The sequence below is a fragment of the Burkholderia sp. BDU5 genome, assembly GCF_001522845.1.
GTDB lineage: Bacteria > Pseudomonadota > Gammaproteobacteria > Burkholderiales > Burkholderiaceae > Burkholderia > Burkholderia mayonis.
This window is the reverse complement of the sequence record NZ_LOWC01000142.1, coordinates 311852-325219: the sequence shown is the minus strand read 5'-3', so window position 1 is coordinate 325219 and position 13368 is coordinate 311852. Positions and strand designations below refer to the sequence as shown.

The following is a 13368-nucleotide window of genomic DNA, read 5'->3' as shown; positions in this document are numbered from 1 at the left end:
AAACGAACAACCGGGCGCACGCAAACGTTGCCGCATCGGCGACCGCATCGGCACGCTCGACGCACCGCGACAAATCGACTCGCCGCCGTCGTCGTCCGATATGTCCATGCACCCATAAAAACAGGTCATGGACTGTTTTTAACAAATACAGCCTGAAGCTTGTAAATTCAATTTACAGCATATAGACTGTTTTCTTCGAATATAGGCAGTACTTTGCATATCAATCGGGTGCACGCATGGCCATCACCATCGAACACGGGATCAAGACACTCAGCCAATGGCGGCCCATCTTGCGCGGCTTCCGCAAGGCCGCCGGATTGACGCAAGCGATGCTCGCGAGCCGCCTCGGCGTCACACAGCAGACGTATGCGCAATTCGAGGCAAACCCGGCGTCGGCGAGCGTCGAGCGGCTGGTCAAGGTGCTGCGCATCCTCGACGTCGAGCTCACACTGACCCAAACCTACGTCGCTTCTGCCAAGCCCGCCGCGAAGCAAACGGTCGCCGCGCCCGCGCGCAAAGTCGCGAAAACGACAGGAGGCGGACGCGTCGCCGCAAAGCGTCCCGCGTTGCCTGCGAGGCCATCCGTGCCGGACCTGCACGCCGCCGAGCGCCTGCCCCGCTCGCCGCGCAAGAGCGCCGCCCCGAAGAAGCGGGAGGACTGGTGAGCGCGCGCACGGCGCGCCTGCATCTGTGGATGAACGGCCTGCCCGTCGGCTACTGGGAGCATGCCCGCGACGGCGAGCGCCTCGTCTACTTCGACGAATGGATCGCGGACCCGCAAGGCCGCCCCCTGTCGCTTTCGCTGCCGTTCACGCCGGGCAACCAGCCGTATCGCGGCCGGCTCGTCAGCGACTACTTCGACAACCTGCTGCCCGACAGCGAACCGATCCGGCGCCGGATCGCGATGCGCTACAGAACGGGCGGCACGTCGCCGTTCGAGCTGCTCTCGACGCTCGGCCGCGATTGCGTCGGCGCGCTGCAGATGCTGCCGCCCGACGAAACGCCGGACGATCTCGATCGCATTCGCGGGCACGCGCTCGCCGACGCGGACATCGCGCGCCTGCTGCGCGAGATCACGTCCGCGCCGCAGGCCGGGCAGCACGAGCCGCTCGACGATCTGCGCCTGTCGATCGCGGGCGCGCAGGAAAAGACCGCGCTGCTGCGCCATCGCGGCCGTTGGCTGCTGCCCGAAGGCAGCACGCCGACCACGCATATCCTGAAGCTGCCGCTCGGGCTCGTCGGCAACCGGCGCGCCGACATGCGCACGTCGGTCGAGAACGAATGGCTGTGCTCGAAAATCGTCGCCGCGTACGGACTGCCGATCGCGCATTGCGACATCGCGCATTTCGACGATCGGAAGGCGCTCGTCGTCGAGCGCTTCGACCGCAAGCCGTCGAGCGATGCACGCTGGCTCCTGCGCCTGCCGCAGGAAGACATGTGCCAGGCGACAGGCACGTCCGCATTCGACAAATATCAGGCCGACGGCGGACCGGGTATCGAGGCGATCATGGACGTGCTCGCCGGCTCCGAGCACGCGGCCGACCGCTACGCATTCTTCGCGGCGCAGATCGTGTTCTGGCTGCTCGCCGCGACCGACGGCCATGCGAAGAACTTCAGCATCGCGCATCTGCCGGGTAATCGCTTTCGATCGACGCCGCTCTACGACGTGCTGTCCGCGCATCCGGTGATCGGTCGGGGTGCGAATCAATTGCCGGCGCAGCGCGCGCGGCTCGCGATGGGCGTGCGCGGCAAGAACCTCCACTATCCGATCAACCAGATCCAGCGGCGGCACTGGATCGCGCAGGGCCAGCGCGTCGGCTTCGCGCCGGCCGAAGTCGACGACATGATCGACGCGTTGACCGCGCGAACCGCAGGCGTCGTCGACGAAGTGTCGGCGCGGCTGCCGCGCGATTTTCCGCGAGACGTCGCCGACGCGATCTTCAGCGGGATGCTTCGTCTGAATGCGAAGCTCGCCGCGGCGTCGCCGGCGCGAGCATAGCGAAGAAGCGGCGCGGCCGTTGCCGCGAACCCTGTCGCGCGTGCAACTCGATGCGTGGCGCACGCGGTTCATGGGCGACGTGATCGGGCCGGCGATCCGGGATCCGGCTCGCCGCGCGCTCGTGCAGCGGCATCGCGATGCGGGCGATCCGTGCTGCACCGTGGCCGCCGCCAACGTGTTGGTCACGGCGCCGATCGGCAAGGCGCTGGGATTCGACCGCCTGCTCGGCATCGAGCTCGGCGCCGAGGGAGACGATCCGCACGCGCGCTATACCGGCAATGCGGTCGGCGTGCCGACGTTCCGCGAAGGCAAGATCGCCCGCATCGAGCCGAGCGCTGGCTCGCGTCGCTCGGCTATCGCTTGCAGGACATGGAACAGCCGCTCGGCGGCGAACGCATCTTGCGACCAGACCGGCGCCTCGAGGACATGGGCAATCGCTCGGCCGGGGCCGCCCCGGCGCCGCCTCGCCCGCTCGGCTCAAGTGGATTTGCGATGCCCGGCGTGCTGCTCGAACAGCCGCCGCACGATCAGGACGATGCCGACGACAATGCAGACAAATACGAACCACAGCGCGAGTACGTAGCCGACGAGTTGCCAGAACTCGTCGACGCGCGCCCGCATCACGGCCGCCGAATAGCCGGCCGCGCTGCTCGCCGCGTCGACGTACGCGGCCCGGTACAGAAAGAACGACCGGCAGACCGCGTTGTCCGGCTGCGTCGCCGACAGCAGCGAGCCCGCCGGCATCGCCCGCACTTCCGCGCATTCCAACGCCGTCATTCCGTCGACGATCGCCTGCTCGACCGGATGATCGACGATCGCGCTGATCCACGTCACACCGATTGCGAACAGCGCGCTCAGGCCTACCGCATGAATCCACCTGGCTAGCCGTCGATGTCGACGATGCTCGTACCTGTGTTCCATCGCATTGCTCCGTTGCGATCCCGTGGACGCGCGGCGCCGACGGGACTCCATTCGCCCGGATGCATACTGCGTGCAGTTGCAGCAAACCGGCTTGACCTGGCTCAAATGGAACGGGTCCCTCCACGCGCCCGATCGCGAAAAAAGCCGATCTCGCACCACCGGGCGAAATCGATGCGCGCGCCCATTCGAAACGCGCGGCCGCCCGTGAACGCCGCGGCGCGCGCGATCCCCTTCAAGCGCGCGACGCGCCGCCTCGATGCGCGTGAGTCAGATCGTCGAGAAACGCCTGCACGATCGGATCCTGCCGGCCGCGCCGCTGCGTAACCACCTGGAACGTCACGTCGTAGCCCAGCATGCCCGGATTCAGCGCCTTGAGCAGCCCCTGCTTCACGTAAGGCGCCGCGAAATGCCGAGGCAGATAGCCGAGATGATGGCCGGACAGGATCAGCAGCGCGACGGCCTCCATGTTGTCGGCTTGCGCGGTGACTTTCGCGGGCGTCGTCGACAACGCCGCTTCGGGCAGCGGATAGGTGCGCCACGCCCACTCGAAATCCGCGACGCTCGACGGCGCGAGCCGCCCCGCCCGCCTGAAGAGCGGATGGCCGCGCCCGCAGTACGCGACCTGACGTTCGACGAAGAGCGGCGTGTACTCGAGCGTCGGCACGCGATGCCAGAAATAGCCGATCGCGATCTGCACGTCGCCGCTCAGCAGACGCTCTGCGAGGTCGCCCGGCGGCCGCACCGAGATCACGAAGCGCACGGCTTCGTTGCGCTGCCGGAACCGCGCGATCGCGTCGCTGATGCGGGCGTTCTCGCTGATCGGCGTGTGGCCGATGAGGCCGATCGCGAGCGTGCCGACGAGCGTCTTGTCCATGTGCCGCGCTTCGCTGCTGAACGCGTCGACGGCCGCATACAGCTTCTTCGCGAGCGCGTAGAAGCGCTCGCCCTTCGTCGTCAGCCGAAAGCCGCTGCGCCCGCGCTCGCACAACCGGAAGCCGACGCGCGTCTCGAGCGTCGACAACTGCGTGCTGATCGTCGGCTGGCTGACGTTCAGCGTCGATTGCGCGACGCTGACGCCGCCCGCGTCGGCCACCGCGACGAACACGCGAATCAGCCGGAGGTCCAGATCCGTCAGGGTGCCGAGCATGCTTCCTCCGCGGCAAGCGCCGCCGATACATGGAATTTCATCAATGTGAACGTTGGATCTTCGTGATTCAAGTCGCACTTTTGGCGACGTACAACACGGCCTGTCGTCGTATTCGGATGATACGGCGCAACCGATACGATGGGAGCAAGACGATGCCGGATCACTATTTCCAGCCGCAAAGCGGCAACGCGATGCCCCGCTTCGGCGGCATCGCGACGATGATGCGGCTGCCGCAAGCGGCGAACGCCGCGAGGCTCGACGCCTGCTTCGTCGGCGTGCCGTTCGACCTCGGCACGTCGAACCGGACGGGCGCGCGGTTCGGCCCGCGCCAGATCCGCAGCGAATCGGTGCTGCTGCGCCCGTACAACATGGCGACGCGCGCGGCGCCGTTCGATTCGCTGCGCGTCGCCGACGTCGGCGACGTCGCGACGAATCCGTACAACCTCGCCGACTCGATCGCGCGGATCGAAGCCGCGTACGACGCGATCCTCGCGCACGGCTGCCGCCCGGTCACGCTCGGCGGCGACCACACGATCACGCTGCCGATCCTGCGCGCGATGCATCGCGAGCATGGGCGAGTCGGCCTCATTCACGTCGACGCGCACGCGGACGTCAACGACACGATGTTCGACGAGAAGATCGCGCACGGCACGCCGTTTCGCCGGGCCGTGGAGGAAGGCTTGCTGGATTGCAAGCGCGTCGTGCAGATCGGCCTGCGCGGCACCGGCTATGCGGCCGAGGATTTCGACTGGTGCCGCAGCCAGGGCTTTCGCGTCGTCCAGGCCGAGGCGTGCTGGAACCGGTCGCTCGCGCCGCTGATGGACGAAGTGCGCTCGCGCGTACAGGGCGGCCCCGTCTATCTGAGCTTCGACATCGACGGCATCGATCCCGCGTACGCGCCGGGCACGGGCACGCCGGAAATCGCCGGTCTCACGGTGCCGCAGGGTCTCGAGATCGTGCGCGGCGCGTGGGGGCTCGACATCGTCGGCGCCGATCTCGTCGAAGTCGCGCCGCCGTACGATCCGCTCGGCACTACCGCGCTGCTCGGCGCGAATCTTGCATATGAGATGCTCTGTGTGCTGCCCGGCGTGAAGCGGCGCGCCTGATCCCTGGCGGCGGACCCGACTGGCAAGCCAGGCCGGTCGAGGACGTTCGCCGAAATCGCGAATGCAGCGCGGCACGCGCGAAGCGGCGTGCCGCGACACCACGTGCCGACGGCGCGCATCGATCGGGATTCGGCCGGGCCGCCGCCGCATTCCGGCGTTCGCCACGCCGCTCCCGGCATGCCGAATCGCGCCTGCAGTTCGCCGGCGTCGGCCGCCTCGCCCGCTCCTTCTCAATCCCGCTCGAGACGAACGAGCCTTTCCGGACGGCGCACACCCGTTGCATCCAATGACTGCATCGACATCGGCCATTATCTCGGCATCGAATCCGAAACTTTCCCGTCCCTTTTTTCTCCAGCAAACGTATGATGATTGCCGCGCGTCAAGCGCATTCACGTACACGCAAGGAGACCCTTAATGAAAACACTGAAGTACGCGGCAGCGCTGCTGACCGCGGCGGCGATGAGCTCGTCATGGGCGCAACCCCCGATCCTCACCGCGCAATCGCACGTTTCCGGCATCAGCAAGGCGGAGCCGACGAAAATCGGCGAGCAGCTCGCTGCGCGTCGCGCGTCGCTGCCGAACCTGCCGCGTCCACTGCCGACGCTGTCCGCCAGCGCGATCCGGCAAGCCGGCGCGCGCGCGTCGCGCGCGACGCGGCAATCGACGCTCGGCGCCGCGGCCGCCGCGACCGTCGCGCCGAGCGTCGCGAACTGCACCGACGTGACGATCGGCGCCGCGTACAACGCGCCCACGGCGCCTGCCGGCCAGGCCGACTGCTTCCAGTTCGTCGCGCCGAGCGCGACGAAGATCGTCGCGTACGTCGTGAACCTGCCCGCGAACGAACAGCACGACGTCCATCTCGTGCAGGTCAACGAAGACAGTTCGTGGACAGTGCTCGACAGCCAGGCCGACCTGTCGCCGAACAAGATCGTCGAAGCGATCCCCAACGGCCCGGTGCGTCTGCTGCTGCTCGTCAGCGCGCAGCAAGGCGCGGGCAACGCGACGTTCCAGTTCCAGGTGCTCGGCACGACGGGCTACGACAGCTACGAGCCGAACGATTCGATCCTGCATCCGACGCAGTTGTCCGGCAACCAGCAGATCAACGCGAACCTCGATACGGTCGCGGACTTCGACTACTACGCGGTGCAAGTGCCTTCGACGCAAACGACGAACTACGTGACGTTCAAGGGCGCGGGCACGCAAACGGCCGAGCTCGAGACCGCGCCGAACACATGGGCGACGCTGGCTTCGGGGACGTCGTACAACATCACGTCGCCTGCGGGCGCGACGCTGATGTTCCGAGTCTACGACAAGGGCACGACGGCGCCGGCCGCGCAAGCCTATACGCTGCGCGTGTCGGACGGCGCGGGCACCGCGGGCTTCTACCGCTTCCTCGACACCGAGAACATCACGCATCTGGTACGCACCGGCGGCGAAAACGTCGCACGGGTCGTGACGCCGGGCGTCGCCGCGTGGGATTCGACGGGCAACGTCCGCCTGCCGCCGGGCGAGCGAATCTGGGTGCGCGCATACGATAGCGCGGGACCGAACGGCCCCAACACGCTGTTGACGGAAACGTCGGGCTATACCGATGCGAACGGCAACCTGCTGGTCGATCTGAAAGTCGGCCTGTGCCAAGGCGGCGGGACGGTGACCGGCGACTTCTATACGATGTCAGTGCCCTCCGATCATTGGCGGATCACCTACAACCCGTATTCGTTCGCGGTCGCCTACCTCGACAACGGGAACTTGCATCAGAGCGCATCGATCGCCCGCTTCACGCATATCTGCACCGAAACCTATCTCGGCCGCAAATAAGTGCGAAAAAGGCGGCTCGCTTTCAGCGAACCGCCTTGCATGAAGCCGGTCGACGCGTCGCGCGCCGACCGGCCTGCTGAATCAGTCAATGCGGAACCTGTCGTCGAATCGACAAGGGACCGCTTCGTACGATGTCGAACGCGGGCGCGGCACTCGTCGCCGCGCTCGATCGCCGGCTCAGGCAATTGACGAGAACGCCGCCTCGACGGCCCGCTTTCCGCGTCTACGCGCGCGAGTTGATTGCATTGCGCGTCGCATCGCCGTATGGCCTGTGTCGTCAAGGCGCGCGCCGACACAGTTCCGCATCGAGCGGTTGCCGTCGCCGAAGGCGACGCTCGCACGAATACACGCCCCTTCCCCTCGACCATTCACGCTCTGCACGGCGGATGTCGATCTCGCATTCGTGATCGCGTGCGCGTGCGCCGCAACGCGAGCGACGTCCGACATCGCCGAACGAAGTTCCTCGCTCGCAATCAGCAACGTGATTCGTGCATGAAGGCAAACGCACGCAATCGCGACGCCTCGCACAGTGCGCCGCACCTGCACAGCGTCGAAAACGCGCATCGCAACAGCCGTCATCTCGGCTTGCTGCTCAGCTCCTTCAATCCCCTGATCACGCCGAGCAGCGCGCGCCCGTGCTCTTCGGTGCCGTCCCACGCTTCGACGATCGCCTCGCGCAGCAAGTCGTTGTACGGCGCCGAAAGCCGGCCCGACTGCCGCGTCTCGACGCCGTAGAAACTGCATAGCTTATTGAATGACGAGCTCCTGCGCAGCCGACGCCCGCTCGACAACCTCAGTCGCGAGACGGTGGGCTGACTGACGCCAGAAAGCCTAGCTATTTCGCTGGACGAGCGGGTATCGGCCAACAATCGGCTCAACAGGTCCTGAACAGAAAAATGTGTCTTGGGGGCTTCCATAGTATGCATTATACATATACATTAATGCCTAATGAATTGATCGTCGAATCTGACGATCGGCCGCATTCCGAGAAAGTTGATGACACTGAAACACCTGCCCCCGACGTTTTGCTGGACCAAAATCGGTAACGAGTCCGGCGAAGCACTCCCGACCATCGTGCTGAGAAAGGAATGGGAGCGCCGGTTGGGAGGCGGGCGGTTTCTGTGGGGCATCGGCCAGCCACTCGGCAACAGCGCGCAGATCGCCGCGCATCGAACGGGCTCGCTGATCGCGCTGTTCTCGCCGGCGTCTAGCAAGCCGAGACAGGCGGAAAGAAAGCAGGAAGACGCGCTGCTCTGGAACGCGTGGATCGATGCGAGCGGCCAGGTGCGTCAGCTCCCGCCGCATACGTTCATCACGAGCCGCGCGACGCTGCCTTCGGGGCGGTGCCGCGAGCATTACTACGCGCTCGTGTGCGCATCGCCGACCGAGCTCAGCATCGGCACGCGCCTGCGCGTGCATCCTGATCACCTGCGCAGCGTGAGCACGGGCAAGGTGCTCGGCGCCGCGCAAAGCGCGGCGGTCGTCGATTGCATCAGCCGCGAATCCGGGCAGACCGGCAAGCACTATCCGCTCGCGCTGTCGATCGAGCTCGAAGCGCCGTACTTCGTACGGCTCACGCAGCCGAGCGTGCTGAAAGCGCGCGATCTCGCGGAAGTCATGAAGGCGACGCGCGACGGCGATTTCGACACGTTCGTCGAGCAGGTCGCGCGTCTGCGCAGCCAGCCCGCCGCCGAGCAGGCGCGCGGGTTCACGCGGGATCTGTTCGATTTGCCGCCCGTCGAATCCCTCACGCCGTTCGGCCATGCTTCACACGCGCATGCGAACCATGCGTGGTAACGGATCGAGCGCCTGAGTGCGCAACCGGACGCGCGACGCCCGGCAGCACGCGAAGGCTCACGCCGCTTCGCACGCGCCAGTCGCGTGTTGCAATCCGGCCACGGCGGCTCGATCGAGACGCAGAGAATCGGCACGAAGCGTCGCGCGCGGCGGCCGATGCAGTTGCATTCAGTGGTTCACGCCGGTGCGCGTCGCGCGATGCGAACGCTTGCCATCGGCCTGTCATGTTTGGCAACAGAGGAGAAACGTCCATGTCGACCATCCCGCATTCACGGGAAGCCCAGGCCGCGCAGCGTTTTTTCGAGGCGACGCGCAACGTCGATCTCGCCTTTCGCGCCGTTCGCGGTGACGCGGAGGACACGACGTCGAGCGTCGAATACGCGGCGGCAGTGTCGCGGCTCGATCGCGCACTGGATGAGCTCGCGCGGGCTCAGGCGCTGTTCGATTCGGCGGTCCGCATGCGCGCACGCAAACGCAACTGAGTCCGCTTCACGTTCGAACGACGCGCAGCGCGCCGATCTGTCGAAAAAAAACCGCATCCCTTCTTCCGTGACATCGATTCGTCACGCCATCCACCTCTCGGCCGCCGTCGATCGGCAAGGCGACGCGATGTGGCGCGACGGCGAATCGTGTCACGAACGGCGAATCATCGAATGATGAAGAAGCATTCGATGCAAGCGCCGACTCCACCCAAACGGCAACGCAGCGAAGCGCACGCGCCGTTCGTCGGATGACATCTCGTCGAACATGACGGCCGCACGATTCGCGACGTCAGCCGGTCGATGTCGCGCCGCTCGAGCGCAGCGGTTGCGCATCGCGTCGGGACGAAGCTCGCGCGCCCGCGCGAGAAATTCCGCGCCGCTCATGTTCGGCATCCGCATGTCGGAGACGATCAGATCGACCGCGTCGGGCGCGGGGGTCGTTCAGACGTCGTGCTCCGGCCAAGGCGATACGACGCGGTCGTTCGTCCCCGTCGGCAATCGCCATCACATCGTGCTGCAGGGCAGCGGCCTGTGCCTGAACGTGCCGGGCAGCTCGGTCGCGAGCGGCCTGTGCCTGAACGTGAGCGGCGGCTCGCTGTCGCCGGGCGCGCCGCTCATCCAGTATCCGTGCCAGGACGCGAATGCGCTCAACGCCCCGTTCTCGCTCGGCCTGCCGCAGTCGTTCCCGGTCACGCTGCCGTCCGCGTGGAGTCCGGTGATTCCGCTGCCCGTCAATCCGACCGGCATCGCGAACACGCCGAACGGCAAGCTCGTGATGTGGTCCGCGGATCAGCAGTTCGGCTTCCAGAACGGCGTCGGCGGCAAGACGACGCAAACATGCGGCGCATGCCGATCGGTCTTGCGGCCCGGCCAGCCGACAATCGGGCGACCGCCGCTTCATTCGAGCACGATCGGGCAACGCGGCGGCAACACGTCCGCCGCCATTCCTTCGGCTTGCCGGATCGGCTGCGGAAAACCTCGTTCGTCAGCGATGCCCGCGATCCGCGATCCGTGATCGGAGCCGCCTGCGACGGCGCCACCGCAAGCCGCGCATGCCGTCAACGCCAATTCGCGTCCACCCACTGGCAAACGCGCTCCCACTCGGAGGTCCTCATGTACGCGATCGTTTCGCTCTCCAGCAAGGGCGCGTTGCGCCAGTCGTCGAGTTCGACGGTTTCGCCGAGCACGAAATCGCCGCGCTGGTAGCCTGCGCCCAGCAATTGCTGCGCTTGCTGCGTCGCCAGCATGGCGGTCGCATCGAACGTCAATCCGAGCAACGCGGAGGCCGGCACATCATGGCGCTCGAACGGCCAGAACCAGGTCGTCACGCCCCATTCGAGCGGATCGCCGACCGCGCTCGGACGGATGCCCGCCGGACTGACGCCGGTGCCGAGCGACAGCACGCGCAAGTTTCCGAGATTGCCGCCGAGGCCGCTCGCCAGCGCTTCGGAGACGGCGGTCATCGACGGATTGTTCGCGAACACGCCGCCGTCCGCAAAGTAGCCGAGCGACGGAACTTCGTACGGCGGGAAATAGGAAGGCGCGGCCGACGTCGCGAGCGCCGCGTCGACGAGGCCGACATGGCGATATGCATTGCCGCTCGCGTTCGAGAACGTGCAAGCGGACCAGCTTTGCATGGCCGGATCCCACAAGCGTGCCGAATTGACGACGATCAGTCGACGCAGCTCGGTCAGATCGCCGCCGCCGAGCAGTTCCTGCGCGATGTGCTTGAGCCCCGTGTTGACGTACTGGCACGCCACGAGTCCCGGCCCGGCGAATGCGGCGAAGGTCGCGGCGTCCGTTTCGATTGCGACCTTCTGCTCGCGCCACGCCCGGTTTTCCTGAAATATTTCCGCGCCCCGATTCCTGTAGATGTCGACGACTTGCGAAATCGACACGCCGCGCGCAAGCGCCAGCGACAGCAAGCCGCCCGTCGACGTGCCGGCGAAGCCGTCTGCCTTCGCGATGATCCCGCTGCGCCGATCGAGATCCTGAATGAGCAAGGCAGTGATCAATCCCCTGATGCCGCCACCGTCGCAACTAAGAATCTTGAAGGTCATCGCGGTTCTCCTCGGCTGGTGATGCGGATGCGAGCGTTCTGTCGGGAAAACGCCTTGTCGCTCGGTGCATCCGTGAGTGGATCACGTGTGACGTCAGTTCTGTGTTCCCGCGTCGAGTGTGTCGAGTGTGTCGAGTGTGTCGCGTGCCGCGTCCGATGCCACATGTCCGTTTCCATCGCAGCATCAATTCGGTTCGGCATTCCCTTCGGACCGGCCAGTCGTTTTCGATTTCTCCGCAACGATGCCTTCGCACCCGATCGTGCGAAACCGGCCGTTCGCAAGCGGCCTCGGCAACCGGTCACCGCGTCTTCTGCCGGCGTCCCTCGCGGCTTTCCCCGTTCCGTTCCGATAGCGACGAACATCGCGCCATGCGGCGACTCGATGCGCACTTTTAAATTAGGATGTGCGAGCCGCTTTGACCAGGCCGGGATGCAACAAACATGCATGCGTCACGCGCGTCGCGCTTCGACGACGCGCGCACGATCGACCGGCCGGCCGGGATTCGCGGCGACGTGCGGCCATCGCGCCCGCCGTTCGTCGCGAACCGTCCGCGCCCTGCCGGCGCATCGACATCGCAGCCCGGTCAACCCCTGTGACCGCGTCTTCACGACGCCTGCCGCCGGCTCCGCGTCAGTCGCTCGCGGCGGCCGCGCGTCGCGCACCGGTTGCGGCGCCCGCGCCGACGAAGCCCAAACGCGCGATCGCGACGATCCCCGCCATCGACACGCACGCCGGCGCCGCCGCCGCGAGAAACAGCGACGACGACGACCACTGCAGATGCATCAGCGCGCCGCCGAGCACCGGGCCGACGACGGAGCCGATCCGCCCGACGCCGAGGCTCCAGCCGATCCCGGTCGAGCGCAGCGAAGTCGGATAGTAGACCGCCGCGAGCGCATTGAGCGCGGGCTGTCCGCCGATGATCGAGAACCCGGTCAGGAAGATCGCCGCGAACACCGCGACGAGCGACGCCAGCACGAGCGGATGCCCGATCGACGCGATCGCGACGATCGCGAGCAGGAACGTCGTCGCGAGCACGGTCGTGAAGCCGATCCGGTCGATGATGCGGCCGAGCGCGAGCGTGCCGATCACGCCGCCCGCCCATAGCGCGGTGCCGGCGAGCACGGCGGTCGACGTCGAATAGCCGGCGTCGCGCATGACCGTCGGCAGCCAGTTCGACAGGAAGTACATGTCGAGCAGGTTCGCGAAATTGACGAGCCACAACAGCAGCGTGATGCGCGCGCGGCCGTCCTGGAACAGCGCGACGAACGGCATCCCCGCGCGATTCGATTCGACGCCGACGAGCATCGCATCATGCGGCAGCGACGCCGCGGGCACGATGCGCTCGAGCTGCCGGCGTGCACGCGCCGCGCCGCCGTCGCGAAACAGCAGGAACTGGATCGACTCCGGCAACGCGACGAACATCAGCAAGCCGATCGCGAGCGGAATCGCGCCGCCGACGAAAAACACGGCTCGCCAGCCGACGTGCGGAATCAGCGCGGCGGTGATGAGCCCGCCGACCACGCCGCCGACCGTGAAGCCGCACGACACGATCATCATCAGCGACACGCGAATGCGTCGCGGGCTGTATTCTCCGGCGAGCGCCATCGCATTCGGCATGATGCAGCCGAGCCCGAGGCCGGCCGCGAAGCGCCAGCCGATCAGTTGCGCGATCGACTGCGCGAAGCCGGTCGCGATCATGCAGACGGAAAAGAACAGCGTCGCGCCGATCAGCACCGGACGCCGGCCGATCTTGTCGGCGAGCGCGCTGAACACGAGCGAGCCGATCAGCATTCCGAATAATCCGGCGCCGAACACGGGCGACAGCGTCTCCTTCGCGATCCCCCATTCACGGATCACGACCGGCGCGACGTATCCCATCGCCTGCACGTCGAATCCGTCCATCACAAGGCACGCCGCGCACAGCGCGACGATCGCCCATTGATGCGCGCCGAAGCGGCTGTTGTCTAGCATCTCCCGCACGTCCACTCGCGTATTCATCCGTTGTCTCCTTGTCTTGTCTCCGTCGTTGTCCGCCTGG

The 13368-nt window shown here is 66.5% G+C and carries 12 protein-coding genes and 1 pseudogene; 8 read left to right on the top strand and 5 right to left on the bottom strand.

All coding sequences use genetic code 11. The annotated features are described in order from the left end of the window. Positions 1 to 236 precede the first annotated feature (236 nt). Genes WS69_RS22700 through WS69_RS35720 form a run of 3 tightly spaced genes read left to right on the top strand, consistent with a single transcriptional unit; the run spans position 237 to position 2582 of the window. Positions 237 to 665, top strand: coding sequence for a helix-turn-helix transcriptional regulator (locus tag WS69_RS22700; protein ID WP_059472905.1), 429 nt, complete (start codon positions 237 to 239; stop codon positions 663 to 665). A 29-nt stretch (positions 666 to 694) separates the two neighbouring features. Next, positions 695 to 1999, top strand: a complete 1305-nt coding sequence (locus tag WS69_RS22695; protein ID WP_418230175.1) for a type II toxin-antitoxin system HipA family toxin — start codon at positions 695 to 697, stop codon at positions 1997 to 1999. After that, the gene (locus tag WS69_RS35720; RefSeq protein WP_231747192.1) at positions 1962 to 2582 is read left to right on the top strand and encodes a haloacid dehalogenase-like hydrolase; all 621 of its coding nucleotides are present in this window, start codon (positions 1962 to 1964) and stop codon (positions 2580 to 2582) included. Before WS69_RS22695 ends, WS69_RS35720 begins: the two co-directional genes overlap by 38 nt. On the opposite strand, the gene WS69_RS22685 is transcribed toward WS69_RS35720, so the two are convergent. Next, complete coding sequence (locus tag WS69_RS22685) at positions 2477 to 2920, bottom strand: hypothetical protein (RefSeq protein ID WP_059472902.1); 444 nt, start codon at positions 2918 to 2920, stop codon at positions 2477 to 2479. The genes WS69_RS35720 and WS69_RS22685 overlap by 106 nt on opposite strands. 232 nt (positions 2921 to 3152) lie before the next feature. Next, positions 3153 to 4067, bottom strand: a complete 915-nt coding sequence (locus WS69_RS22680; protein ID WP_059472901.1) for a LysR family transcriptional regulator — start codon at positions 4065 to 4067, stop codon at positions 3153 to 3155. A 152-nt stretch (positions 4068 to 4219) separates the two neighbouring features. Here WS69_RS22680 and speB point away from each other — a divergent pair, with 152 nt between their 5' ends. Further along, positions 4220 to 5173: an agmatinase gene (gene speB, locus WS69_RS22675; RefSeq protein WP_059472943.1), complete on the top strand. Its 954-nt coding sequence runs from the start codon at positions 4220 to 4222 to the stop codon at positions 5171 to 5173. Positions 5174 to 5587: 414 nt separating this feature from the next. Further along, the gene (locus WS69_RS22670; protein ID WP_059472900.1) at positions 5588 to 6991 is read left to right on the top strand and encodes a hypothetical protein; all 1404 of its coding nucleotides are present in this window, start codon (positions 5588 to 5590) and stop codon (positions 6989 to 6991) included. Positions 6992 to 7566: 575 nt separating this feature from the next. Here the strand turns inward: WS69_RS22670 and WS69_RS31925 are convergent. Beyond that, positions 7567 to 7908, bottom strand: a complete 342-nt coding sequence (locus WS69_RS31925; RefSeq protein WP_082716391.1) for a DNA-binding protein — start codon at positions 7906 to 7908, stop codon at positions 7567 to 7569. Between the two features lie 79 nt (positions 7909 to 7987). On the opposite strand from WS69_RS31925, the gene WS69_RS22660 reads away from it, so the two are divergent. The 3 genes and pseudogenes from WS69_RS22660 to WS69_RS22645 form a co-directional block, all read left to right on the top strand. Then, positions 7988 to 8788, top strand: a complete 801-nt coding sequence (locus tag WS69_RS22660; RefSeq protein ID WP_059472942.1) for a hypothetical protein — start codon at positions 7988 to 7990, stop codon at positions 8786 to 8788. Between the two features lie 251 nt (positions 8789 to 9039). After that, positions 9040 to 9270, top strand: coding sequence for a hypothetical protein (locus WS69_RS22655; RefSeq protein ID WP_059472899.1), 231 nt, complete (start codon positions 9040 to 9042; stop codon positions 9268 to 9270). 415 nt (positions 9271 to 9685) lie between these two features. Continuing rightward, positions 9686 to 10108: pseudogene (locus WS69_RS22645) on the top strand (RICIN domain-containing protein); the annotation flags it as partial. Positions 10109 to 10328: 220 nt separating this feature from the next. Here the strand turns inward: WS69_RS22645 and WS69_RS22640 are convergent. Both WS69_RS22640 and WS69_RS22635 read right to left on the bottom strand, forming a co-directional pair. Beyond that, a complete protein-coding gene (locus WS69_RS22640) occupies positions 10329 to 11330 on the bottom strand; it encodes a patatin-like phospholipase family protein (RefSeq protein ID WP_059472896.1) in 1002 nt (333 codons plus the stop codon). A gap of 630 nt (positions 11331 to 11960) precedes the next feature. After that, positions 11961 to 13328: an MFS transporter gene (locus tag WS69_RS22635; protein ID WP_059472895.1), complete on the bottom strand. Its 1368-nt coding sequence runs from the start codon at positions 13326 to 13328 to the stop codon at positions 11961 to 11963. Positions 13329 to 13368: the final 40 nt, after the last annotated feature.

Coding starts and splice junctions, on each gene's coding strand:
- WS69_RS22700 (WP_059472905.1), top strand. CDS start 237: ATGGCCATCACCATCGAACACGGGATCAAGACACTCAGCCAATGGCGG.
- WS69_RS22695 (WP_418230175.1), top strand. CDS start 695: ATGAACGGCCTGCCCGTCGGCTACTGGGAGCATGCCCGCGACGGCGAG.
- WS69_RS35720 (WP_231747192.1), top strand. CDS start 1,962: ATGCGAAGCTCGCCGCGGCGTCGCCGGCGCGAGCATAGCGAAGAAGCG.
- WS69_RS22685 (WP_059472902.1), bottom strand. CDS start 2,920: ATGGAACACAGGTACGAGCATCGTCGACATCGACGGCTAGCCAGGTGG.
- WS69_RS22680 (WP_059472901.1), bottom strand. CDS start 4,067: ATGCTCGGCACCCTGACGGATCTGGACCTCCGGCTGATTCGCGTGTTC.
- speB (WP_059472943.1), top strand. CDS start 4,220: ATGCCGGATCACTATTTCCAGCCGCAAAGCGGCAACGCGATGCCCCGC.
- WS69_RS22670 (WP_059472900.1), top strand. CDS start 5,588: ATGAAAACACTGAAGTACGCGGCAGCGCTGCTGACCGCGGCGGCGATG.
- WS69_RS31925 (WP_082716391.1), bottom strand. CDS start 7,908: ATGGAAGCCCCCAAGACACATTTTTCTGTTCAGGACCTGTTGAGCCGA.
- WS69_RS22660 (WP_059472942.1), top strand. CDS start 7,988: ATGACACTGAAACACCTGCCCCCGACGTTTTGCTGGACCAAAATCGGT.
- WS69_RS22655 (WP_059472899.1), top strand. CDS start 9,040: ATGTCGACCATCCCGCATTCACGGGAAGCCCAGGCCGCGCAGCGTTTT.
- WS69_RS22640 (WP_059472896.1), bottom strand. CDS start 11,330: ATGACCTTCAAGATTCTTAGTTGCGACGGTGGCGGCATCAGGGGATTG.
- WS69_RS22635 (WP_059472895.1), bottom strand. CDS start 13,328: ATGAATACGCGAGTGGACGTGCGGGAGATGCTAGACAACAGCCGCTTC.